Here is a 20942-nt window from a genome sequence, read left to right as displayed (position 1 = left end):
TCGTTCAGGCGACCCGCACGCTGACCCGTTTCATTGCAATCAAACAGAAACGGGCAAGATTTCGACATTTTCAGGCATTTCCCTCCGCACTCACCGCTTTTATCATCAATGTTCCCTCGGCGGCCGCCCTGTCTGATTCAGGCCGCATCTTACCGGCACTCCGCTGCCGGCCAAGCGTTGTCCCCCCTACATTGATAACTGGAGCGACCATGAACATTACCCATGCCTATGCCGCGCATGATGCGAAGTCTGCGCTGGTGCCTTTCGATTACCCACCCCGCGCCCTGCGCGACCACGATGTGCAAATTCAGGTGTTGTTCTGCGGTGTCTGCCATTCGGACCTGCATCAGGCTCGCAACGAATGGAGCAATACGATTTACCCGGTAGTGCCGGGCCATGAAATTGTCGGGCGCGTCAGCGCCGTCGGCGGCCATGTCTCGCGTTACCGGGTCGGCGATCTGGTCGGCGTCGGTTGCATGGTGGATTCCTGCCGCAGCTGTCCGAGCTGCGATGAGGGGTTGGAACAGTATTGCGAGAACGGCTTTACCGGCACCTATAACGGCCAGGATCGCCAGACCGGCGCCGTCACCTATGGCGGCTACTCCACCAATCTGGTGGTAGATCAGGACTTCGTGCTGCGCGTGCCGGAAAACCTCGATCCGGCCGGGGTCGCGCCGCTGCTGTGCGCCGGCATCACCACCTATTCGCCGCTGCGCCAGTGGGGCGCGGGGCCAGGCAAAAAGGTCGGCATCGTCGGCCTCGGCGGGCTGGGGCACATGGGCGTCAAACTGGCGCGGGCGATGGGCGCGCACGTGGTGCTGTTCACCACCTCGCCGTCGAAAATAGAAGACGCCAAGCGCCTCGGCGCCCATGAAGTGGTGATTTCGCGCAACCCGGATGAAATGGCGCAGCACGTTAATAGCTTCGACTTCATCCTCAACACGGTAGCGGCTCAGCACGATCTGAACCCGTTCCTCAACTTACTGCGCCGCGACGGCACCCTCACGCTGGTCGGCGCGCCGGAGCACGATCATCCGTCGCCGCAGGTGTTCAACCTGATCATGAAGCGCCGCCGCATCGCCGGTTCGCTGATCGGCGGCATCGCGGAAACGCAAGAGATGCTGGACTTCTGCGGCCAACACGGCATCACGTCCGATATCGAGCTGATCCCGATGCAGCAAATTAATGAGGCCTATGAGCGCATGCTGAAAAGCGACGTGAAGTACCGCTTCGTGGTGGATATCGACTCGCTGCGAGCCTGATGACAGCGGGCGCCCGGCGGCGCCCGTTTTTTTATAGCTGCTTGATGACCCTGGCCGGGTTGCCGCCCACCACGCAGTTGGCCGGCACGTCTTTGGTCACTACCGCGCCGGAGGCCACGACCGCATTATCGCCGATGGTCACGCCCGGATTGATCACCGCGCGCCCGCCGATCCACACGTTGTCGCCAATCTTGACCGGCTTGCCGAACTCCGCGCCGCCGACGCGGGTCTCGGCGTCCAGCGGATGGGTGGCGGTGTAGATATGCACGCCCGGCGCCAGCAGGCAGTTATCGCCAATATGCACCTCGCACACGTCGAGGATCACGCAGTCGAAATTGGCGTAGAAGCTCTTGCCGAGATAGATGTTATAGCCGTAGTCGCAGCGGAACGTCGGCTCAATGGTGCCGCCCTGATAGCCGCCCAGCAGCTCGTCCAGCCATTGTTTGCGCAGCTCGCCCTCTTCCGGCGAGGAGTGGTTATAGCGATGCGTCAACTGGCGCGCGCGCCGACGTTCGCTGCGCAGCAGGTCATCACCGGCGTCGTACAGCTCCCCGGCGATCATCTTGCGCTTTTCTTCGCTGATGGCCATGTCGGCCTCCTTAATCTTATCCGCGTTTCTTGAATGCCCAAGCGTAGCCGTTTTTTCCTGACGACAAAAAGGGAACGTTCCCAATTTAAAGCCGCGATCACGATTTAACACGAAAAAGCAGGAGAAAAACGGGCGGTGCCGCCGCCCGGCAATCAGGCGCGCAGTTCCTGGCGCACGTGTTCGGGCAGGCCTTCCACCACCAGCTGATAGGAGCTGTCGATCAGCGTATAAAACTGCGAGTTCGGCAGGTTGCCGTCGAGAAACACCGTATTCCAGTGCGCCTTGTTCAGGCCGTCGCAGGCGACGATCTCCGGGTGGTGCTCGCGCAGGCTTTCCGCCAGCTCCGGGCTGGACTTGATTGCCAGCGCCGGCCGCCCTTCGACCTCGCACACCATCGCGAACATCACGTCGCCCACCTTGATCTGGCTGGCCTGCCACTGGTTCTGGTCGCTCTGCTCCGCGCCCGGCTTCGCCATGCAGTACTCCAGCAATGCGCTGTTATTCATTGGGTTATTCCCCCTGTAATGTGGCCACAATACGGCGTGCTCCGCCGTGGATGCGGTGCTCCCCCAGCCAGATGCCCTGCCATGTGCCCAACATCAGCCGCCCGTGCCTGACGGGCAGCGTCAAGGAAGCGCCCAGCAGCGAGGATTTGATGTGCGCCGGCATGTCGTCCGGCCCTTCGTAGTCATGTTGATAGGGTGCGTTTTCCGGCACCTGGCGCAGGAAATGCTGCTCCATATCGGCTCGCACCGTGGGATCGCAGTTCTCGTTGAGCGTCAGCGAGGCCGAGGTATGCTGCAGCAACAGATGCAGCAGGCCGGTTTGCAGGCGGTGTAAGTGGGTTAACTGGTTGACGATCTCGTCGGTAACCAGATGAAAGCCACGCGCTTTTGCGCTGAGGATTAGCGTTTGCTGATGCCACATGAGTGAGCGCCCCTCAATCAGTATATTCTCTCTCCGGTTTGCGGCAACTTCGGCGGCGCACCGGCAATAAAAAAGGAGCGATATCGCTATCGCTCCCCGATGAACGTCCGTTCAGACTAACAGGCGTTACTGCACCGCGGCAAACGCCTCGGCCACCTGACGCACATTGTTGTGGTTCAGGCCGGCCACGCACATGCGGCCGCTGTGGATCAGGTAGACGCCAAACTCTTCACGCAGGCGATCGACCTGCGCCGCGCTGAAGCCGGTATAGCTGAACATGCCGCGCTGAGCCAGCAGGTAATCGAAATTGCGCTGCGGCAGCGCGCTCTTCAGGGTGTCCACCAGCGCGTGACGCATCTCGAGAATGCGGGTGCGCATGCTCTCCACTTCGTCCAGCCACTGGGTTTTCAGCTGGGCGTCGTTCAGCACCTTGGCCACCAGCTGCGCGCCGAAGTTCGGCGGGCTCGAGTAGTTGCGGCGCACGGTGGCCTTCAGCTGGCCCAGCACGCGCCCGGCCGCCTCTTCGCTTTCGCACACCACCGACAGGCCGCCGACGCGCTCGCCGTACAGCGAGAAGATCTTCGAGAACGAGTTGCTCACCAGGCACGGCAGGCCGGCCGCCGCGATGGCGCGAATGGCGTAGGCGTCTTGCTCCATGCCGCCGCCGAAGCCCTGATAGGCGATATCAAGGAACGGAATGATTTCACGATCGGCGATCACCTTGACCACCTCATCCCACTGGGCGGGGGTCAGGTCGGAACCGGTCGGGTTGTGGCAGCACGGATGCAGCAGCGCGATGCTGTGCTTCGGCAGCTGTTTCAGCGCAGCCAGCATGGCGTCGAACTTCACGCCCAGGCTTTCGCTGTCGAAATACGGATAGGTATTCACTTTGAAACCGGCGCCGCTGAAGATGGCGACGTGGTTTTCCCAGGTCGGATCGCTGACCCACACCTGCGAATCTGGGAAGTAGCTTTTCAGGAAGTCGGCGCCCACTTTCAACGCGCCGGAACCACCAACGGTCTGAATGGTGGCGATGCGCCCCTGCTGCAGCATCGGATGCTGCGCGCCGAACAGCAGCTGCTGGATGGCGGAGCGATAGGGTTGCAGCCCTTCCATCGGCAGGTATACCGAGGCGCCGTGCTCGACGCTGTTCAACTGCGCTTCCGCCGCGGCGACCGCCCGCATCTGGGGGATGATGCCCTGCGCATCGTAGTACAGGCCGATACTCAGGTTCACCTTGTGCGCGCGCGGGTCTTGTTTGAATTTTTCCATCAGCGACAGAATGGGATCGCCGGCATAGGCGTCAACGTTCTGGAACACGGGGTTTTTCTCCTGGTTTATTTATTGTGGTTTAGGCACAGCGTTACGTTCCTAATATAGACGGAAAAGCGCATTCGGTTTCAGCTTTCTCGCGTCACCGGCAACAAACCGTTTTCCTTGATGCGATTGAGCACCACCGCCGTTTTGATATGCGCCACGCTTTTGTGCGGCGACAGCGTCTGGCTGATGAATTCGCTCAGCGCCGGCAGGTCAGCCACCGCCACTTTCAGCAGGTAATCGGCGTCGCCGGTGGTCTTGTAAGCGTCAAGGATCGCGTCCACGTCCTCCAGCATCTGATGAAAGCTGTCGATCTGCTCCTGCGCGTGCGTGATCAGGCTGACTTCAATCAGCCCCACCAGCCCCAGGCCGACCGCCTCCGGCGCCAGCCGCGCGTGGTAGCCGCGGATCAGCTGCGCCTGCTCCAGGCTGATGCGCCGCCGCGAACATTGGGAGGCCGAGAGCCCGACCAGCTCGCTCAGCTCCTGATTGGTCAAACGGCCGTTGGCCTGTAACAGCGTCAGGATTTTCATATCAAAATCGTCAATGTTGTACATAGCCACCTGTAAACTGTGTTAATAAATGTTGACGTTACAGCCTACCAGTTTTTTTACCGTTGCCGACGTCACACCCTGGCGCTTAAATCGCGTACAGCAGCAACGCCCGGCGTTTTCGCCGGTAAGCGGCATAAAAAACGGCTAACTCATGCAGACAAACGACAATTAACGGCGAAGTAACGCATAAAACCACGAATGTATAAAAAGGACGCCAGATGAAAAAGCTACTCCCCCTCGCGCTGCTGCTCGCCGCCGGCAGCGCCAGCGCGCAATCCCACCTGGACAAAGTGCTGCAGCAAAAGACCCTGGAGGTCTGCACCACCGGCGACTACAAGCCCTATACCTTCCTCAAGGAAGACGGCAGCTATGAAGGCATCGACATCGACATGGCGCAATCGCTGGCCAAGAGCCTGGGCGCCAACGTGAAGTGGGTGAAAACCAGCTGGAAAACCCTGACGCCGGACTTCGCCTCCGGCAAGTGCGACATCGCGATGGGCGGCATCTCCGTCACGCTGGAGCGGCAAAAACAGGTGTTCTTCGCTGACAAGCTGGATACCGACGGCAAAATCCCGCTGGTGCGCTGCACCGACGTGAAGAAATACCGCACTATCGAACAGATCAACAAGCCGTCGGTGCGTCTGTTGGAACCGGCGGGCGGCACCAACGAAGCCTTCGTGCACGCCTATCTGCCGAAGGCCAAACTCACGCTGACGCACGACAACATGAGCATTTTCCAGCAGCTGGTGGATCGCAAGGCGGACGTGATGATCACCGACGCCTCCGAGGCGCTGTACCAGCAGAAGCGCTATCCGAAGCTGTGCGCGGTGAATCCGACCAAACCGATGCAGTACGGCGAGAAGGCTTACATGCTGCCGCGCGACGATCTGAGCTGGAAACTGTATGTGGATCAGTGGCTGCACCTGGCCAAGGCGACCGGCGAGTATCAGAAGGTTATCGACAAGTGGTTGGCGGTAAAGAAGTAACCCGCTGAGAAACGGGGCCGACGCGCGTCGGCCCCTGCGGCGCATCAGTCGCCGATGTATTCCATCGCCACACGCTGCGTGAGCTTGGTGATCAGTTCGTAAGCGCTGATGCCGGTGCAGGCGGCGATGCGTTCGACCGGCAGCGCCTGGCCCCACAGCACCGCTTCATCCCCCACCTTATCGGCGGCGTCCGGCCCGAGATCGACCGAAATCATGTCCATCGACACCCGGCCGACGATCGGCACTTCGCGGCCGTTGATCAGGATTGGCGTACCGGTCGGCGCGCTGCGCGGGTAACCGTCGCCGTATCCCATCGCCACCACGCCCAGCCGGGTATCGCGCGGGCTGACCCAGGTGCCGCCGTAGCCGACCGCTTCGCCGGCCTTGTGCTCGCGCACCGCGATCAGGCTGGATTTCAGGGTCATCGCCGGCTGCAGACCATGCTCGGCGCCGCTGCCGTTATCCAGCGGCGACACGCCGTACAGAATGATGCCGGGGCGCACCCACTCATTGTGGGCATCCGGCCACAGCAGCGTGCCACCGGAGGCGGCGACCGAGCGCTGGCCCGGTTTACCGCGCGCGAACTGCTCAAAGCAGGCGATCTGTTTCAACGTGGTGTCGGACTCCGGTTCATCGGCGCGGCTGAAGTGGCTCATGATATTGACCGGCTGCGCCACGTTGCGGCAGGCGCACAGGCGCTGATAAAACGCCTCCGCGTGTTCGGGGCGCACCCCCAGCCGATGCATGCCGGTATCGAGCTTCATCCACACCGGCACCGGGCGCGCCAGCTCGGCCTGCTCCAGCGCTTCGAGCTGTTCGATGCAGTGCACCGCGGTTTCGATGTTGTTCGCCACCAGCACCGGCAGATCTTCGGCACTGAAGAAGCCTTCCAGCAGCAGGATCGGTTTGACGATGCCGCCGGAACGCAGCATCAGCGCCTCGTCGATGCGCGCCACGCCGTAGCAGTCGGCGTCTTGCAGGGTGTGTGCTGTTTCCAGCAGGCCATGTCCATAAGCGTTTGCTTTCACAACGGCAATCAGGCGGCTTTGCGGCGCCTGGCGGCGCACCTGTTGCAGATTATGTCGCAGAGCGCGGCGGTCGATTACAGCGGTTGCCGCTTTCATTTCAGTTCCTTAGCTGATTATTCGTCATCGTATTGTGGCCCCGCGTAGTTGTCGAAACGCGACCACTGGCCGTTAAAGGTAAGGCGCACGGTACCGATCGGGCCGTTACGCTGCTTACCGATAATAATTTCCGCGATCCCTTTCAGATCGCTGTTCTCGTGATACACCTCATCACGATAGATGAACATAATCAGGTCGGCGTCCTGCTCGATAGAGCCGGATTCACGCAGGTCGGAGTTAACCGGGCGTTTGTCGGCGCGCTGCTCCAGGCTACGGTTCAGCTGCGACAGCGCCACCACCGGCACCTGCAGCTCTTTCGCCAGCGCCTTCAGCGAGCGCGAAATCTCGGCGATCTCCAGCGTACGGTTGTCGGACAGGGCCGGCACGCGCATCAGCTGCAGGTAGTCAATCATGATGAGGCTAAGCCCGTCGTGCTCGCGGAAAATGCGCCGCGCGCGCGAGCGCACTTCGGTCGGCGTCAGGCCGGAGGAATCGTCGATGTACATGTTGCGCTTCTCCAGCAGGATACCCATGGTGCTGGAAATGCGCGCCCAGTCCTCGTCGTCGAGCTGGCCGGTACGGATGCGCGTCTGATCCACGCGCGACAGCGACGCCAGCATACGCATCATGATCTGCTCGCCGGGCATCTCCAGGCTGAAGATCAGCACCGGTTTTTCCTGGGTCATCGCGGCGTTTTCGCACAGGTTCATGGCGAAGGTGGTTTTCCCCATCGATGGACGGGCGGCGACGATGATCAGATCGGACTTTTGCATGCCCGCGGTTTTCTTGTTGAGGTCCTGATAGCCGGTATCGACCCCGGTCACGCCGTCGTGCGGCTGCTGATACAGCTGTTCGATGCGCGACACGGTGTCTTCCAGGATGCGTTCGATGCCCTTCGGGCCTTCGTCTTTGCTGGCGCGGTTCTCGGCGATTTGGAATACGCGGGATTCCGCCAGATCGAGCAGGTCTTCGCTGCTGCGCCCCTGCGGATCGTAGCCGGCGTCGGCGATTTCGTTAGCCACCGAGATCATTTCGCGCACCACCGCGCGCTCGCGCACGATGTCGGCGTAGGCGCCGATGTTGGCGGCGCTCGGGGTGTTTTTCGACAGCTCGGCCAGGTAGGCGAAGCCGCCGACCGAGTCCAGTTCACCCTTCTGCTCGAGCGATTCGGACAGGGTGATGAGGTCGATAGGCTTGCTCATCTCCAGCAGACGCTGCATCTCGGTAAAGATCAGGCGATGTGGGCGGCTGAAGAAGTCGTTGGCGACCACGCGCTCCGCCACGTTGTCCCAGCGCTCGTTATCCAGCATCAAACCGCCCAACACCGACTGCTCGGCCTCCAGCGAGTGCGGCGGCATCTTCAGCCCTTCCATCTGACGATCTCTGGAACGCTCTCTGGTTTCGTCCGCGTTTGTTTTGTTGGTTGGTTTTTTTCCTGCCATGAAACGTAGTCTTTATCCGGTTGCGAATGAGGGTGAGGCTGCTGACGCAAGAGTATACGTGATTTTTCCGCACGATTCCGCCGCATAATTGCCACAGGCTGGCGCACGGGCAGGCTAGATCTCCGCAGCCAAAAGGCATAGGGTGAATTCAGATAACCAAATGAGGGTAGAACATGGCCAAGCGCATTCAATTCTCCGCCACCGGCGGGCCGGAAGTCTTGCAATACGTTGATTTTACACCGCTCGATCCGGCTGCCGGCGAAGTGCAGATCGAGAACAAGGCGATCGGCATCAACTACATCGACACCTATGTGCGCAGCGGACTGTACGCGCCGGCCAGCCTGCCGAGCGGCCTCGGCACCGAAGCGGCCGGCGTGGTGACCAAGGTCGGCGCCGGGGTCAGCGTCCTCAAACCGGGCGACCGGGTGGTGTATGCGCAATCGGCGCTCGGCGCCTACAGCGAGATCCACAACGTCTCGGCAGAACGCGTGGCGCTGCTGCCGGGCAACCTTAGCTTTGAACAGGGTGCAGCCTCTTTCCTCAAAGGGCTGACGGTATACTACCTGCTGCGCCAGACCTATGACGTGCAACCGGGTGAAGTGTTCCTGTTCCATGCCGCGTCCGGCGGCGTCGGGCTGATCGCCTGCCAGTGGGCGAAAGCGCTGGGTGCGCGCCTGATCGGCAGCGTCGGTTCCGACGAGAAGGCCGCGCTGGCGAAACAGGCCGGCGCCTGGGCCACCATCAACTACCACAAAGAGGATATCGCCCAGCGGGTGGCCGAGCTGACGCAGGGCGAGAAGGTCGGCGTGGTGTACGATTCGGTGGGTAAAAGCACCTGGCTGGCCTCGCTCGACAGCCTGAAGCGTCGCGGCCTGATGGTGAGCTTCGGCAACGCCTCAGGCCCGGTGACCGGCGTCGATCTGGCGCTGCTGAATCAGAAGGGCTCGCTGTACGTCACCCGCCCTTCCCTCAACGGCTATATCACCAACCGCGCCGAGCTGCAGTACGCCAGCAACGAGCTGTTCTCCCTGATCGGCAGCGGCGCCATTCGGGTAGAAGTGAAAGACGAGCAGAAATTCGCGCTGGCCGACGCCCAGCGGGCACACCAAGTATTGGAAAGCCGCAGCACCAGTGGCTCCAGCCTGCTGATCCCCTGATCGCGGCCAAAGAAAAGGGCTCCTTACGGAGCCCTTTCTGTTACTGCGTTTTGTAGGGGTAGAGCAGAGTCCGCCAGAGACAGGGGGTTGCTTCAGCAACACGAATTTTGGTTGTCTCTCACGGTGATGAAATCGGTCGCATCACTGCATCGACCCACATCCTAACAGCCCCGTGCGGCAAAAAACACGCTTTATGTGCCACATCGCCGGGTAAAACTGCCAAGCTGTGATCGCTGCCGCATTAGCGTGGCGGGCAGTTATGCAAGTTTCATCGCGACTGACTGATTATTCAGCAAAAAATCAGTAACGCCTGGCCTGCGGTTTCTGCATCGAACGGTAAATCCATACCCCGACCACCGCCAAAATCAGCCACGGCAGCAGCTTAATCACCACCGCGAACAACCCGCCCAACAGCATGAACGCCGCCGCCACCAACAACGCGGCGAAGATCCCCAGCAGCGAGATGCCGGTCACCATCAGCATCACCACAAAGCCAATGAGAAAGAAGATTTCCAACATGATTGCTCCTTTGCAATACAACGTATCTGCAGAGTGGATTACAAGAAGCGTGCCAGAATGGCGGAAGGGCTAACCTATTGAAAAAATAGGACAGGCATCCGGTAACGTACCGAATGCCTGGCGAAAAACACTAACTATTGGTCAAATTTTTTGCGGGTTACGCCATTTCGACGCGCGGCTGACGCACCAGCGCCAGCGCCTGCTCCACCACCCGCGCATCGGCGCCCGGCTTGTGGGCGTTCTCGCTCAGGTGGCGACGCCACTGGCGCGCGCCCGGCACGCCCTGGAACAAACCGAGGATGTGACGGGTGATGTGGCCGAGATAGGTGCCGTTGGACAGCTCGCGCTCGATATACGGATACAGCGCTTCGACGATCGCCACGCTGTCCGGCACCGCGGTCTGCGCGCCGAACAGTTCGCTGTCGACCCGCGCCAGGATACCCGGATTCTGATACGCCTCGCGCCCCATCATCACACCGTCCAGATGCTGCAGATGCTGCCGCGCCTCTTCCAGCGTTTTCACCCCGCCGTTAATGGCGATGGTCAGCGCCGGGAAATCCCGCTTCAGCTGATAAACGCGCGGGTAGTCCAGCGGCGGCACTTCGCGGTTCTCTTTCGGGCTGAGGCCGGAGAGCCAGGCTTTGCGAGCGTGGATAGTGAACATGTCGCACTCGCCGCGCCCGGCGACGGTCTGGATAAAGTCGCACAGGAAGGCGTAGCTGTCCTGATCGTCGATGCCGATGCGGGTCTTCACCGTCACCGGTATCGACACCACGTCGCGCATTGCCTTGATGCAGTCGGCGACCAGCGTCGCCTGGCCCATCAGGCAGGCGCCGAACATGCCGTTTTGCACGCGATCGGACGGGCAGCCGACGTTGAGGTTAATCTCATCGTAACCGCGCTGCTCCGCCAGCTTGGCGCAATGCGCCAGCGCGGCCGGATCGCTGCCGCCCAGCTGCAGCGCCACCGGATGCTCCTCTTCGCTGTAGGCCAGGTAATCGCCCTTGCCGTGGATGATCGCGCCGGTGGTCACCATTTCGGTGTACAGGAGCGTTTCCTTGGTCAAGAGGCGGTGGAAGTAACGGCAATGACGATCGGTCCAGTCGAGCATCGGCGCGATGGAGAAACGATTGGCGGCGTAGGTTGGGGCGTGGTTGTCTTTCGTCATGCTGAGTTACTGGCTACCTGAGTCTGTCTGGGTTCAACGAACGGCGCGCGGCCGCAAACGGCTATTATAACGACAATCAGCGCCGTTGGGAAAACCCGCTTGCCGCCGGCAAAAATAAGCGGAGACAAGGCGAATAAACCCACTCGTTCAGGTGTTATCTCATTACGGGCGCGCACGGCGCCTCTGCCTTGAGGACACAACCATGAACAGCTTCATTAAACGCCTGCTGGCATCGGCCATTGCCGGCTGCCTGCTGTTTTCCGGCGCGGCGCTGGCGATGGGCGGCGACGGCAGCAGCCAAACCCCGCCGACCTGCCCGAAAGGCCAGGTCTACGACAGCAAAACTCAGACCTGCATGGTGGATAAAAGCGGCAAGGTCGACGACGTCGACCGCACTAACTACGCCTATGCGCTGGCGAAAAGCGGCCGCTATCAGGAAGCGCTCGATATGCTCAACACGCTGAAAGATCCCAACACCGCCGTTGCGCTGAACTATCGCGGCTACGCCACGCGCAAACTTGGCCGCACCGATGAGGGTATCGGCTATTATTTAAAATCAGTAGCCCTCGATCCGAAATACCCTAAAGTGCGCGAGTACCTGGGGGAAGCCTACATGCTGAAAGGCCGACCCGATCTGGCGCGCCAGCAGCTGCAGGTGATCCAGTCGCTGTGCGGCACCAAATGCGAGGAGTACCGCGATTTGGCGGCGGCCATCGACCGCCACCCGGAATCTTGATCCGACGCGCCTGCGGAGGTGACTATCAGCGGCGATGCGATACGCGATGAACTCGGCCACTATCTCTCCCGCCTGTGGCGCTATGCGCTGGTGCTTTCGCACCGGCGGGATATCGCCGACGATCTGGTGCAGGCGACCTGCCTGCGTGCGCTGGAGCGCGCTGCGCAATTCACTCCCGGTTCGCACCTGGATCGCTGGTTGTTTTCCATCCTGCACTCCATCTGGCTCAATGAAGTTCGCGCCCAGCATCTTCGCCAGGGGCAAGGCTGCATGGCGGCGGAAGAGCTTGGCGATGCAAACAACGGTGAACAGCCGGTCTGGATCCATGAAGTGATGCGACGCGTCAGCCGGCTGCCGGCGGCCCAGCGCAACGCGCTGTTTCTGGTGTATGTCGAAGGGCTGTCTTACCGGGAAGCTGCGAAAGTGCTGGCGGTGCCGATCGGCACCGTCATGAGCCGTTTGGCGGCCGCACGCCTGGCATTGGCCGATGACCGCCCGTTGGCAAACGACGGCCCGCACCGCAAAGAGAGCCATCCCGCCCCCTTGCCTCCTGCTCGTCGATAACGCCCTATTCCAACGAGCGGATAACCCGGCATGGCTGCCCCAGCGCCAGCACGTTGGCCGGGATGTCGCCGGTGACGATGCTGCCCGCGCCGATGGTCGTGCCGTCGCCGATGGTCACTCCCGGCAGGATCACTACGTTACCGCCGATCCAGACGTTGTTGCCGATGGACACCGGCTGCGCCGAGGTGCGGAAAGGAAAATCCGGATCGCCGGTGAAGCGCTCTGCGGCCTTCAGCGGGTGGCTCGGCGTATAGATTTGCACGTTGGGGCCGATCAGCGTGTTGTCGCCGATGGTGATGGTATTGCAGTCGAGGAACACCGCGTTGACGTTGATAAAACAGTTTTTACCGATGCGGACATGCTGCCCGTAGTCACACCAGAACGGTGTTTCAATCCAGCTCGCCTCACCCCAAGCACCGAACAGCTCACCGAGTAGGCGGTTTTTCTCGTCCGCCTGATGCGAGTCCAGCGCCCCCAGGCTTTTGGTCAACGCCCTCGCTCGATGGTACAGGGCGATCAGTTCTTCATCGCGGCTGTTGTACTCCAGGCCGCCTAACAGCTTCTCTCTTTCCGTCATCACACAGGGCTCCTGCTCATCACGCGGGTGAAAGGCGTTATACCGCTCTCGTCCCCCGCTCTCCAGCGCTAAAACCGGCAACGTTGATTTGCCGCCCGACGGCGGGGAAAAGTTGTGATGCAACTCTCTTTTCGCGCGACCGGCGCGCTTTTCCTTGCGCTATCCTCAGGGGAAAAGGGGGCAACTCTCGGCGATTCGCCGTAATCATGGTAAAATCGGCTTTTTTACGTACCGGGATATTTGCGATGAACTCAACCACCCAGGAAAAGCTGCTGGCGCAGGCTGAACGCCTCTGCCAGCAACGCAATGTGCGATTGACGCCGCAACGGCTGGAAGTGCTGCGTCTGATGACTCAGCAACCCGGTGCAATCAGCGCATATGACCTGCTCGATCTGCTGCGCGTCGCCGAACCGCAGGCCAAGCCGCCGACGGTATACCGCGCGCTGGATTTTCTGCTGGAGCAAGGGTTTATCCATAGAGTGGAATCGGCCAACAGCTACGTGCTGTGCCACCATTTCGAACAGCCGATGCATACGTCCGCGCTGTTTATCTGCGACCGCTGCGGCCAGGTGACCGAACGCACCACCGAAGGCGTGGAAGAAACGCTGCAGAAGCTGGCGCAGGAAGCCGGATTTGCGCTGCGGCACAGCGTGGTGGAAGCGCACGGTCTGTGCGCCGGTTGCGTTGAAGTTGAGGCTTGTGACAGCAAGCATGATTGCGCCGAACACGATCACAGCATCGCCATCAAGAAGAAGTAAGACGAAGTCAGGTACTTCCCTGTACCTGCAGCCGGGGCGCCAGAGGATGGAGCGACGCCGGCCTGCGCTGTTGCCGGCCGCCGTCAGTGGCGGCCCTGCGTGTTACCAGCGGTGTTTGGTGTGATCTTCCCAGGCTTTCACCTCTTTCTCGGCCGCCTCTTTCTGGTAACCGTAGCGCTCCTGGATTTTACCGACTAGCTGTTCGCGTTTCCCTTCGATGACCGTCAGATCGTCATCGGTCAGCTTGCCCCATTTTTCCTTCACTTTGCCTTTCAGCTGCTTCCAGTTACCGTCGGCTTGATCTTTATTCATAGTCTCTCCGTTAACCTGTGGTGAATCAGTGATCCCTGTCGCCGGCCGGGGTTAAACAGAAGTTTTTGTGGTTGATACTCCCTTCACCTTAAGAAGCACCGCTCCCCTTCATTCACCAGCCACATGATTCATTCTAGTTAAACATGGAAATAAAAAAGCCAAATATCAGAATAAAAAACCATTAAAAAGAAAAATAAACACAAAAAACGCTAACAAACAACGAACTAAACCGGAAATATTCAGGCTGAAAACATGTAAGCAAACATGAATAAAAACATAAGATAAATTAATAATTAACCCAACAAAGCGTCCGGTCTAACGTGCAGCAAACCAGCTGCCGCGCACCTGATGACGGTGCCAAATCCAACCCAGCGCCACGCCACGCAACGTCAGAAACACCGCCAGCGCCAGCCAGAGCCCGTGGTTGCCTAGCAGCGGCACGCTGAACAGCGTCAGACCATATCCTGCCGCGGCCACCGCCATACTGTTACGCATCTCGGCGCCGCGCGTGGCACCGATAAACATGCCGTCCAGCAAATAGCACCACACCCCGACCAGCGGCAGAATGACCTGCCACGGTAAATAGTGGGCGGCCAACGCACGCAGCTCCGGCAAGGAGGTCAACGCCGCCACGATCTGCTGGCCGGTAACGGCATACGCCAGGCCGAAAGCCAACGCGACCAGCCCAGCCTGCCTGCAGGCCGCGTGCCACACCTTACGCAGTTGGCTGCCGTCCCGGGCACCGTAGGCGTGGCCGGAATGGGCCTCCACCGCATAAGCGAAGCCGTCGAGCGCATAGGCGGTAAACGTCAGCAGGTTCATCAACACCGCGTTAACCGCCACCACATCGCTCCCCAGGCGAGCGCCGAAAATGGTCAGCGACGCAAAACACAGCTGCAGCAGCAATGAGCGCAACATGATGTCGCGATTGAGCGCCAGCAGGCGGCGCAGATCGCCACGCCAGGCCTGACGCAGCATCGCCAGGGTAATACCGCGCAGACGCATCACTCGCCACGCCAGCCACAGGCCGAGCAATAGCGTGGCATATTCGGCGATGGCGGTGGCCGCCGCCGCCCCTCGTACGTTCCAGCCCAGGCCCATCACCAGCCAGATATCCAGCACGATGTTCAGCAGGTTGCCGACGATCAGCAGGATCACCGGCGCACGCACGTACTGCACGCCGAGCAGCCAGCCCAGCAGCACCAGGTTGGCCAGCGCCGCCGGTGCGCTCAACCAGCGGATCTCAAGAAAACGCCGCGCCTGCTCCAGCACCTCGCCATCGCCGCCGACGATCCGCAGCGCCAGTTCGATCAGCGGGTAGCGCAACAGGACGATCGCCCCCCCGGCCAACAGCGCCAGCAGCAGCGGTTGCATAAAGGCGCGCGCCAGCGCCTGCGGGTTTTTCGCTCCCAGCGCCTGCGCCGCGAGGCCGGTGGTGCTCATGCGCAGGAACAGCAGCAGCATGAACAGGAAGCTGGTCGCCACCGCGCCGATCGCCACGCCTCCCAAATAGATCGGGCTGTCGAGGTGGCCGATCACCGCGGTGTCCACCAGCCCGAGCAGCGGCACGGTGATATTGGAGAAAATCATCGGCAGGGCGAGGCGCCACAGGGCTTTATCGGTGTCGCTGGTGAAGGCGGAAATCAGGCGCATGATGGGATGTTCCTGTGACAGAGTGACGAAGGGCGAGGTCAGAAACAAAAACGCCCCAAAACAGGGGCGATTGATACAGGGAGCGGCGGTGATGGCGCGGCGATTAAATCCAGTCGCCGTTGCGGATCACGCCGACCGCCAGCCCTTCGATCGTGAAATTCTGCTGGCGCAGATCGACCACGATCGGTTGGAATTCATTGTTCTCCGGCAGCAGCTCAACCACGTTACCGTGCTTTTTCAAGCGCTTGACCGTCACTTCGTCTTCGATGCGCGCGACCACGACCTGGCCGTTGCGCACGTCTTGCGTTTTGTGCACCGCCAGCAGATCGCCGTCCAGAATGCCGATGTCGCGCATCGACATGCCGTTCACCCGCAACAGGAAATCGGCGCTCGGTTTAAACAGGGAAGGATCCACCTGGTAGTGCCCTTCGATGTGCTGCTGCGCCAGCAGCGGCTCGCCGGCGGCGACGCGGCCGATCAGCGGCAGCCCTTCTTCTTCTTCCATCAGCAGGCGGATACCGCGCGACGCACCGGAGACGATTTCGATCACGCCTTTGCGTGCCAGCGCCTTCAGGTGCTCTTCGGCGGCGTTAGGCGAACGGAACCCCAGACGCATCGCGATCTCGGCACGCGTTGGCGGCATGCCCGTTTGCGAAATATGATCGCGAATCAGATCGTAGACCTCTTGCTGTCTGGTAGTTAGTGCTTTCATTCCGCCCCCTGTTTGTTTATACAGTCTTGCTGTGAGTATATACAGGTAAGCGCGGATTGGGAACCGAAGAATAAATAAAAATCAGTCAGTAGGCGACTTTCGTCAGCCAAAATGCTGCCACAAGACCGTACCCCAAACGAACAGCGCCAGCACGATCGCCAGCGACACCGCCGCCGATCCCATGTCCTTGGCCCGCCCGGACAGCTCATGGTGTTCGCTGCCGATGCGATCCACCACCGCCTCGATCGCGCTGTTCAGGATCTCGACGATCATCACCAGCGCCACCGATCCGATCAATAAAATGCGCGCTATCGCACCCACGTCCAGCCAGACAGCCAGTATGATAGCCAGGAGGGTCACCACCAGTTCCTGGCGGAACGCCGCCTCGTGTTGCCAGGCGGCGGAAAGCCCTTTATAAGAATAGCCGGCGGCCTTGATGATGCGGGTCAATCCGGTTGCTTGGTTTGCCATGTTTTCGTGCCTTTCTCAGAGGTCGGTCATAATAAAAAGAGTCTAGAACAGTCCGCGCTGACGGCTCTCGGTTTTCGAACACCACAGATCTGCTACCCGGTTTCTGGTATGCTTGCGGCGCATTGCTAACAAGAGGCTTCACGTTGTTATGTCAGGTTGGCGTAAAATTTATTATAAAATATTGAATTTACCACTTAAATTGTTGGTAAGAAGTAAGGTCATCCCTTCAGATCCGGTTACCGAGCTAGGGTTGGATCCCTCACGGCCGATTTTGTATGTTTTACCTTACAATTCCAAGGCGGATTTGCTGACGCTGCGCACCCAGTGCCTGGCGCAGGATCTGCCCGATCCGCTCAACGCGCTGGAGATCGACGGCACCGTGCTGCCGAGCTACGTGTTCATTCACGACGGCCCGCGCGTGTTCCGCTACTACACCCCGAAAGAAGAGTCGGTAAAGCTGTTCCACGACTATCTGGATCTGCATCGCAGCAATCCGGATCTCGACATTCAGATGCTGCCGGTTTCGGTCATGTTCGGCCGTTCGCCGGGCCGCGAAGGTCACGGCACGCCACACCTGCGTCTGTTGAACGGCGTGCAGAAATTCTTCGCCGTACTGTGGCTCGGCCGCGACAGCTTCGTGCGTTTCTCCAACACCGTTTCGCTGCGCCGCATGGCCACCGAGCACGGCACGGATAAAACCATCGCGCAGAAACTGGCGCGCGTGGCGCGCATGCACTTCTCGCGTCAGCGCCTGGCCGCGGTAGGCCCGAGCCTGCCGGCCCGTCAGGACCTGTTCAACAAGCTGTTGGCGTCCAAAGCGATCGAAAAAGCGGTCGAGGACGAAGCGCGCAGCAAGAAGATCTCGCACGAGAAGGCCCAGCAGAACGCCATCGCGCTGATGGAAGAGATCGCCGCCGATTTCTCCTACGAAACCGTGCGTCTGTCCGACCGCGTGCTGAGCTGGACCTGGAACCGGCTGTATCAGGGCATCAACGTCACCAACGCCGAGCGCGTGCGCCAGCTGGCGCAGGACGGCCACGAGATCGTCTACGTGCCCTGCCACCGCAGCCACATGGACTATCTGCTGCTGTCCTACGTGCTGTATCACCAGGGCCTGGTGCCGCCGCACATCGCTGCGGGCATCAACCTCAACTTCTGGCCGGCCGGCCCGATCTTCCGTCGCCTGGGCGCGTTCTTCATCCGCCGCACCTTTAAAGGCAACAAGCTGTACTCGACGGTGTTCCGCGAATACCTCGGCGAGCTGTTCACTCGCGGTTACTCGGTGGAATATTTCGTGGAAGGCGGCCGTTCCCGCACCGGGCGTCTGCTGGAACCGAAAACCGGCACCCTGTCGATGACCATCCAGGCGATGCTGCGCGGCGGCGCCCGTCCGATCACGCTGGTGCCGATCTACATCGGCTACGAGCATGTGATGGAAGTGGGCACCTACGCCAAAGAGCTGCGCGGCGCCACCAAGGAAAAAGAGAGCCTGCTGCAGATGCTGCGCGGCCTGCGCAAGCTGCGCAATCTGGGCCAGGGTTACGTCAACTTCGGCGAACCGCTGCCGTTGACCGCTTACCTCAACCAGCACGTGCCGCAGTGGCGCGAGTCGATCGATCCGATCGAAGCTCAACGCCCAAGCTGGCTGACGCCGACGGTAAACGATCTGGCCGGCCAGATCATGGTACGCATCAACAACGCCGCCGCGGCCAACGCCATGAACCTGTGTTCCACCGCGCTGCTGGCCTCGCGCCAGCGTTCGCTGACCCGCGAACAGCTGCTCGAGCAGCTCGAGTGTTACCTGCAGCTGATGCGCAACGCGCCTTACGCCCATGATGTTACCGTACCGACGCAGACGCCGGACGAGCTGCTGGATCACGCGCTGAACATGAACAAGTTCGAGGTGGAAAAGGACAACATCGGCGACATCATCATCCTGCCGCGCGAGCAGGCGGTGCTGATGACCTATTACCGCAACAACATCCACCACCTGCTGGTGTTGCCGTCGCTGATCGCCAGCATCGTCATGCATCATCGTCGGGTATCGCGCGCCGAACTGCTGCGCCAGATCGGCATGATCTACCCGATGCTGAAAGCCGAGCTGTTCCTGCATAACGACAAGGAACAGCTGCCGGACGTGCTGCGGCCGATGATCGACGAGCTGATCCGCCAACAGCTTATCTGCGACAAAGGCGACGAGCTGGTGCTGAACCCGGCGCGCATTCGCCCGCTGCAGCTGCTGGCCGCCGGGGTGCGCGAAACCCTGCAACGCTACGCCATCACTATGTCGATCCTCAGCGCTAACCCGAGCATCAACCGCGGTGCGCTGGAGAAAGAAAGCCGCATCATGGCGCAGCGTCTGTCGGTGCTGCACGGCATCAACGCGCCGGAGTTCTTCGACAAGGCGGTATTCTCCACCCTGGTGGCAACGCTGCGCGAAGAAGGCTATATCAACGACAGCGGCGATGCGATCCGCGAGCACACCCTCGAGGTGTACAACATGCTGAGCGATCTGATCACGCCGGAAATCAAGCTGACCATCGAAAGCGTCAACATGCCGGAAGAGACCACCATCCTGCCGCAAACCGATGCGGGAGAAGAGCAAGACGAGTGATTTCGCCCGGCGCAGAAACACAAAAGGCACCCCGAGAGGTGCCTTTTTTCTTGCTGCAGGAAACCGTTACGCCGGCAGATAGCTCAGCGCGATGCCGATAAATACCACCAGCCCGACATAATTGTTCTGCAGGAAGGCCTTGAAGCAGGCTTCGCGCTCACGCCCGGCAATCTGCTTCTGCTGGTGAATGAACAGCGCGCCCGCCAGCAACAGCGACCAGTAAAACGCGCCGCCGAGCTGCGCCAGATAACCGACCCACACCAGCAGCAACAGCGTCGCGAACTGCAACAGCCCGACGATCAGCTTGTCATAACGCCCGAACAGGATAGCGGTGGACTTGATGCCTATTTTCAGATCATCGTCGCGATCGACCATCGCATACAGCGTGTCATAGGCCACCGTCCAGCAGATGTTCGCCAGCAGCAGCAGCCAGCAGCTGAGCGGCAGCGATTCGCTGACCGCCGCATAGCCCATCGGAATGCCCCAGCCGAACGCGGCGCCCAGCACGAACTGCGGCAGGTTGGTCACCCGCTTCATAAACGGATACACCCAGGCTAGCGCCAGCGCCGCCAGCGACAGCCAGATGGTCATAGCGTTCAGCGTCAATACCAGGCAGAAGGAGATCAGCACCAGCACCACGAACAGCACCTTGGCCTCTTTCGCGCTCACCCGACCGCTCGGCATCGGCCGCCCGGCGGTGCGCTTTACGTAGCCGTCCACCGCGCGATCGGCGTAGTCATTCACCACGCAGCCGGCGGCGCGCATCAGGAACACGCCGAGCACGAACACCACCAGAATCGAGAGCGGCGGCACGCCTTTCCCGGCCAGCCACAGCGCCCACAGCGTCGGCCACAACAGCAACAGCGTGCCGATCGGTTTATCAATGCGCATCAAATGGCTGTAAGCCCGCCATTTACTTTGAGTCACGCTTCCCTCCAACGTCTTGCTCTCCTCTCTTTATGCGGGGACCGCTGAATACAGCGGCGAAGCCGGTAAAAATAGTTCGGTCAGCAACAGCGGCTTGCCCGCCAGCCGCAGCCGTGAACGACGCGCCCACAGCGCGTCCTGCCGGCCGATATGGATATAGTCGCGGGTCAGATCGCCGCTGCTGAACAGATAGCGCCCGAGCGGCAGCGTGCCCAGATCCACCAACGCCTGATCGGGGCCGGTCAGCGTATGTTCCGGGATCACCGTGCGCCCAAGCAGCCAGGGCTGGTCGTCGCCCAGCAGCACCACTTCGCGCAGCCAGTAGCGCGGGCTGTCGGGCAGGTGGTTCGCCTCGTCGCCCAGCGCCTCGCGCGTGACGAAGCATTCGCGCTGCGGTTCGACGCGCACCTGGGCGCAATGGCGTTCAAATCGGCGGGTCATGGAGCCTAACTCCATCAGCCAGTCGCTGACGGCGGCGGGCGCCGGAGGATCCTGTTCGGACAACCACTCCAGCGGCGGCAGGATGGAATCCCTGATGCCAGACATTGCTTTACTCCTCGCCTGAACCGCGGC

Annotated in this window: 23 protein-coding genes; 7 read left to right on the top strand and 16 right to left on the bottom strand. The window is 60.7% G+C overall.

The features are described from left to right. The first annotated feature begins 209 nt into the window (after positions 1 to 209). A complete protein-coding gene (locus WA302_RS16010) occupies positions 210 to 1262 on the top strand; it encodes an NAD(P)-dependent alcohol dehydrogenase (protein WP_043139692.1) in 1053 nt (350 codons plus the stop codon). Between the two features lie 31 nt (positions 1263 to 1293). Here WA302_RS16010 and maa read toward each other — a convergent pair whose 3' ends face one another. The 5 genes from maa to WA302_RS15985 all read right to left on the bottom strand — a co-directional run bounded on the left by maa (position 1294) and on the right by WA302_RS15985 (position 4652). Then, positions 1294 to 1851 (bottom strand): maltose O-acetyltransferase, encoded by a 558-nt coding sequence (gene maa, locus WA302_RS16005; protein WP_049204328.1) that lies wholly within the window; start codon positions 1849 to 1851, stop codon positions 1294 to 1296. Between the two features lie 152 nt (positions 1852 to 2003). After that, on the bottom strand, positions 2004 to 2357 hold the full coding sequence (locus WA302_RS16000; RefSeq protein ID WP_025304442.1) for an MmcQ/YjbR family DNA-binding protein: 354 nt from the start codon (positions 2355 to 2357) through the stop codon (positions 2004 to 2006). Between the two features lie 4 nt (positions 2358 to 2361). Then, positions 2362 to 2778, bottom strand: coding sequence for a secondary thiamine-phosphate synthase enzyme YjbQ (locus WA302_RS15995; RefSeq protein ID WP_004936779.1), 417 nt, complete (start codon positions 2776 to 2778; stop codon positions 2362 to 2364). Between the two features lie 126 nt (positions 2779 to 2904). Continuing rightward, entirely contained in the window at positions 2905 to 4098 is a 1194-nt protein-coding gene (locus WA302_RS15990; RefSeq protein ID WP_025304443.1) for an amino acid aminotransferase, read from the bottom strand. A gap of 80 nt (positions 4099 to 4178) precedes the next feature. Next, a complete protein-coding gene (locus tag WA302_RS15985; RefSeq protein ID WP_025304444.1) occupies positions 4179 to 4652 on the bottom strand; it encodes an Lrp/AsnC family transcriptional regulator in 474 nt (157 codons plus the stop codon). A gap of 215 nt (positions 4653 to 4867) precedes the next feature. Between WA302_RS15985 and WA302_RS15980 the strand changes: the two genes are divergently transcribed. After that, complete coding sequence (locus WA302_RS15980) at positions 4868 to 5635, top strand: transporter substrate-binding domain-containing protein (RefSeq protein WP_049204325.1); 768 nt, start codon at positions 4868 to 4870, stop codon at positions 5633 to 5635. A gap of 44 nt (positions 5636 to 5679) precedes the next feature. On the opposite strand, the gene alr is transcribed toward WA302_RS15980, so the two are convergent. Both alr and dnaB read right to left on the bottom strand, forming a co-directional pair. Next, positions 5680 to 6759, bottom strand: a complete 1080-nt coding sequence (gene alr / locus WA302_RS15975; RefSeq protein ID WP_049204323.1) for an alanine racemase — start codon at positions 6757 to 6759, stop codon at positions 5680 to 5682. Between the two features lie 17 nt (positions 6760 to 6776). After that, positions 6777 to 8201 carry a replicative DNA helicase gene (gene dnaB / locus WA302_RS15970; protein WP_025160134.1) on the bottom strand — a complete coding sequence of 475 codons (1425 nt, stop codon included), beginning with the start codon at positions 8199 to 8201 and terminating at the stop codon, positions 6777 to 6779. A gap of 173 nt (positions 8202 to 8374) precedes the next feature. On the opposite strand from dnaB, the gene WA302_RS15965 reads away from it, so the two are divergent. After that, the gene (locus tag WA302_RS15965; protein ID WP_025304447.1) at positions 8375 to 9358 is read left to right on the top strand and encodes a quinone oxidoreductase; all 984 of its coding nucleotides are present in this window, start codon (positions 8375 to 8377) and stop codon (positions 9356 to 9358) included. A 300-nt stretch (positions 9359 to 9658) separates the two neighbouring features. Here WA302_RS15965 and pspG read toward each other — a convergent pair whose 3' ends face one another. Then, positions 9659 to 9877, bottom strand: coding sequence for an envelope stress response protein PspG (gene pspG / locus WA302_RS15960; protein ID WP_025304448.1), 219 nt, complete (start codon positions 9875 to 9877; stop codon positions 9659 to 9661). Positions 9878 to 10034: 157 nt separating this feature from the next. Then, entirely contained in the window at positions 10035 to 11045 is a 1011-nt protein-coding gene (gene dusA, locus WA302_RS15955; protein ID WP_043139674.1) for a tRNA dihydrouridine(20/20a) synthase DusA, read from the bottom strand. A gap of 202 nt (positions 11046 to 11247) precedes the next feature. On the opposite strand from dusA, the gene WA302_RS15950 reads away from it, so the two are divergent. Together WA302_RS15950 and WA302_RS15945 are read left to right on the top strand one after the other, a co-directional pair. Beyond that, positions 11248 to 11781, top strand: a complete 534-nt coding sequence (locus WA302_RS15950) for a tetratricopeptide repeat protein (RefSeq protein WP_060434710.1) — start codon at positions 11248 to 11250, stop codon at positions 11779 to 11781. Positions 11782 to 11799: 18 nt separating this feature from the next. After that, entirely contained in the window at positions 11800 to 12345 is a 546-nt protein-coding gene (locus tag WA302_RS15945) for an RNA polymerase sigma factor (RefSeq protein WP_336064503.1), read from the top strand. A gap of 4 nt (positions 12346 to 12349) precedes the next feature. Here WA302_RS15945 and WA302_RS15940 read toward each other — a convergent pair whose 3' ends face one another. After that, the gene (locus tag WA302_RS15940; RefSeq protein ID WP_049296288.1) at positions 12350 to 12922 is read right to left on the bottom strand and encodes a sugar O-acetyltransferase; all 573 of its coding nucleotides are present in this window, start codon (positions 12920 to 12922) and stop codon (positions 12350 to 12352) included. Between the two features lie 245 nt (positions 12923 to 13167). Between WA302_RS15940 and zur the strand changes: the two genes are divergently transcribed. After that, on the top strand, positions 13168 to 13680 hold the full coding sequence (gene zur / locus WA302_RS15935) for a zinc uptake transcriptional repressor Zur (RefSeq protein ID WP_015379223.1): 513 nt from the start codon (positions 13168 to 13170) through the stop codon (positions 13678 to 13680). A gap of 102 nt (positions 13681 to 13782) precedes the next feature. Here zur and WA302_RS15930 read toward each other — a convergent pair whose 3' ends face one another. The 4 genes from WA302_RS15930 to WA302_RS15915 all read right to left on the bottom strand — a co-directional run bounded on the left by WA302_RS15930 (position 13783) and on the right by WA302_RS15915 (position 16828). Next, the gene (locus tag WA302_RS15930; RefSeq protein ID WP_004936743.1) at positions 13783 to 13992 is read right to left on the bottom strand and encodes a CsbD family protein; all 210 of its coding nucleotides are present in this window, start codon (positions 13990 to 13992) and stop codon (positions 13783 to 13785) included. Between the two features lie 315 nt (positions 13993 to 14307). Further along, positions 14308 to 15645 (bottom strand): MATE family efflux transporter DinF, encoded by a 1338-nt coding sequence (dinF, locus tag WA302_RS15925; RefSeq protein ID WP_025304452.1) that lies wholly within the window; start codon positions 15643 to 15645, stop codon positions 14308 to 14310. Positions 15646 to 15748: 103 nt separating this feature from the next. Further along, complete coding sequence (lexA, locus tag WA302_RS15920; RefSeq protein WP_025160136.1) at positions 15749 to 16357, bottom strand: transcriptional repressor LexA; 609 nt, start codon at positions 16355 to 16357, stop codon at positions 15749 to 15751. Between the two features lie 102 nt (positions 16358 to 16459). Then, positions 16460 to 16828 (bottom strand): diacylglycerol kinase, encoded by a 369-nt coding sequence (locus tag WA302_RS15915; protein WP_015379225.1) that lies wholly within the window; start codon positions 16826 to 16828, stop codon positions 16460 to 16462. Positions 16829 to 16976: 148 nt separating this feature from the next. On the opposite strand from WA302_RS15915, the gene plsB reads away from it, so the two are divergent. Beyond that, positions 16977 to 19442 carry a glycerol-3-phosphate 1-O-acyltransferase PlsB gene (gene plsB, locus WA302_RS15910; protein ID WP_049204320.1) on the top strand — a complete coding sequence of 822 codons (2466 nt, stop codon included), beginning with the start codon at positions 16977 to 16979 and terminating at the stop codon, positions 19440 to 19442. 66 nt (positions 19443 to 19508) lie between these two features. Here the strand turns inward: plsB and ubiA are convergent, their stop codons facing one another. Then, a complete protein-coding gene (ubiA, locus tag WA302_RS15905; RefSeq protein WP_025304455.1) occupies positions 19509 to 20381 on the bottom strand; it encodes a 4-hydroxybenzoate octaprenyltransferase in 873 nt (290 codons plus the stop codon). Between the two features lie 18 nt (positions 20382 to 20399). Then, positions 20400 to 20915 carry a chorismate lyase gene (ubiC, locus tag WA302_RS15900; RefSeq protein ID WP_033651214.1) on the bottom strand — a complete coding sequence of 172 codons (516 nt, stop codon included), beginning with the start codon at positions 20913 to 20915 and terminating at the stop codon, positions 20400 to 20402. Positions 20916 to 20942: the final 27 nt, after the last annotated feature.

The sequence above is a fragment of the Serratia sp. 201 genome (assembly GCF_037027545.1).
Taxonomy (GTDB): Bacteria; Pseudomonadota; Gammaproteobacteria; order Enterobacterales; family Enterobacteriaceae; genus Serratia; species Serratia bockelmannii.
This window is presented reverse-complemented; position numbering and strand designations above follow the sequence as displayed.

Excerpts from the sequence above, each read along its gene's own strand:
- WA302_RS16010 (WP_043139692.1), top strand. The coding sequence starts at position 210 with ATGAACATTACCCATGCCTATGCCGCGCATGATGCGAAGTCTGCGCTG.
- maa (WP_049204328.1), bottom strand. The coding sequence starts at position 1,851 with ATGGCCATCAGCGAAGAAAAGCGCAAGATGATCGCCGGGGAGCTGTAC.
- WA302_RS16000 (WP_025304442.1), bottom strand. The coding sequence starts at position 2,357 with ATGAATAACAGCGCATTGCTGGAGTACTGCATGGCGAAGCCGGGCGCG.
- WA302_RS15995 (WP_004936779.1), bottom strand. The coding sequence starts at position 2,778 with ATGTGGCATCAGCAAACGCTAATCCTCAGCGCAAAAGCGCGTGGCTTT.
- WA302_RS15985 (WP_025304444.1), bottom strand. The coding sequence starts at position 4,652 with ATGTACAACATTGACGATTTTGATATGAAAATCCTGACGCTGTTACAG.
- WA302_RS15980 (WP_049204325.1), top strand. The coding sequence starts at position 4,868 with ATGAAAAAGCTACTCCCCCTCGCGCTGCTGCTCGCCGCCGGCAGCGCC.
- alr (WP_049204323.1), bottom strand. The coding sequence starts at position 6,759 with ATGAAAGCGGCAACCGCTGTAATCGACCGCCGCGCTCTGCGACATAAT.
- dnaB (WP_025160134.1), bottom strand. The coding sequence starts at position 8,201 with ATGGCAGGAAAAAAACCAACCAACAAAACAAACGCGGACGAAACCAGA.
- WA302_RS15965 (WP_025304447.1), top strand. The coding sequence starts at position 8,375 with ATGGCCAAGCGCATTCAATTCTCCGCCACCGGCGGGCCGGAAGTCTTG.
- pspG (WP_025304448.1), bottom strand. The coding sequence starts at position 9,877 with ATGTTGGAAATCTTCTTTCTCATTGGCTTTGTGGTGATGCTGATGGTG.
- dusA (WP_043139674.1), bottom strand. The coding sequence starts at position 11,045 with ATGACGAAAGACAACCACGCCCCAACCTACGCCGCCAATCGTTTCTCC.
- WA302_RS15950 (WP_060434710.1), top strand. The coding sequence starts at position 11,248 with ATGAACAGCTTCATTAAACGCCTGCTGGCATCGGCCATTGCCGGCTGC.
- WA302_RS15940 (WP_049296288.1), bottom strand. The coding sequence starts at position 12,922 with ATGACGGAAAGAGAGAAGCTGTTAGGCGGCCTGGAGTACAACAGCCGC.
- zur (WP_015379223.1), top strand. The coding sequence starts at position 13,168 with ATGAACTCAACCACCCAGGAAAAGCTGCTGGCGCAGGCTGAACGCCTC.
- WA302_RS15930 (WP_004936743.1), bottom strand. The coding sequence starts at position 13,992 with ATGAATAAAGATCAAGCCGACGGTAACTGGAAGCAGCTGAAAGGCAAA.
- dinF (WP_025304452.1), bottom strand. The coding sequence starts at position 15,645 with ATGCGCCTGATTTCCGCCTTCACCAGCGACACCGATAAAGCCCTGTGG.
- lexA (WP_025160136.1), bottom strand. The coding sequence starts at position 16,357 with ATGAAAGCACTAACTACCAGACAGCAAGAGGTCTACGATCTGATTCGC.
- WA302_RS15915 (WP_015379225.1), bottom strand. The coding sequence starts at position 16,828 with ATGGCAAACCAAGCAACCGGATTGACCCGCATCATCAAGGCCGCCGGC.
- plsB (WP_049204320.1), top strand. The coding sequence starts at position 16,977 with ATGTCAGGTTGGCGTAAAATTTATTATAAAATATTGAATTTACCACTT.
- ubiC (WP_033651214.1), bottom strand. The coding sequence starts at position 20,915 with ATGTCTGGCATCAGGGATTCCATCCTGCCGCCGCTGGAGTGGTTGTCC.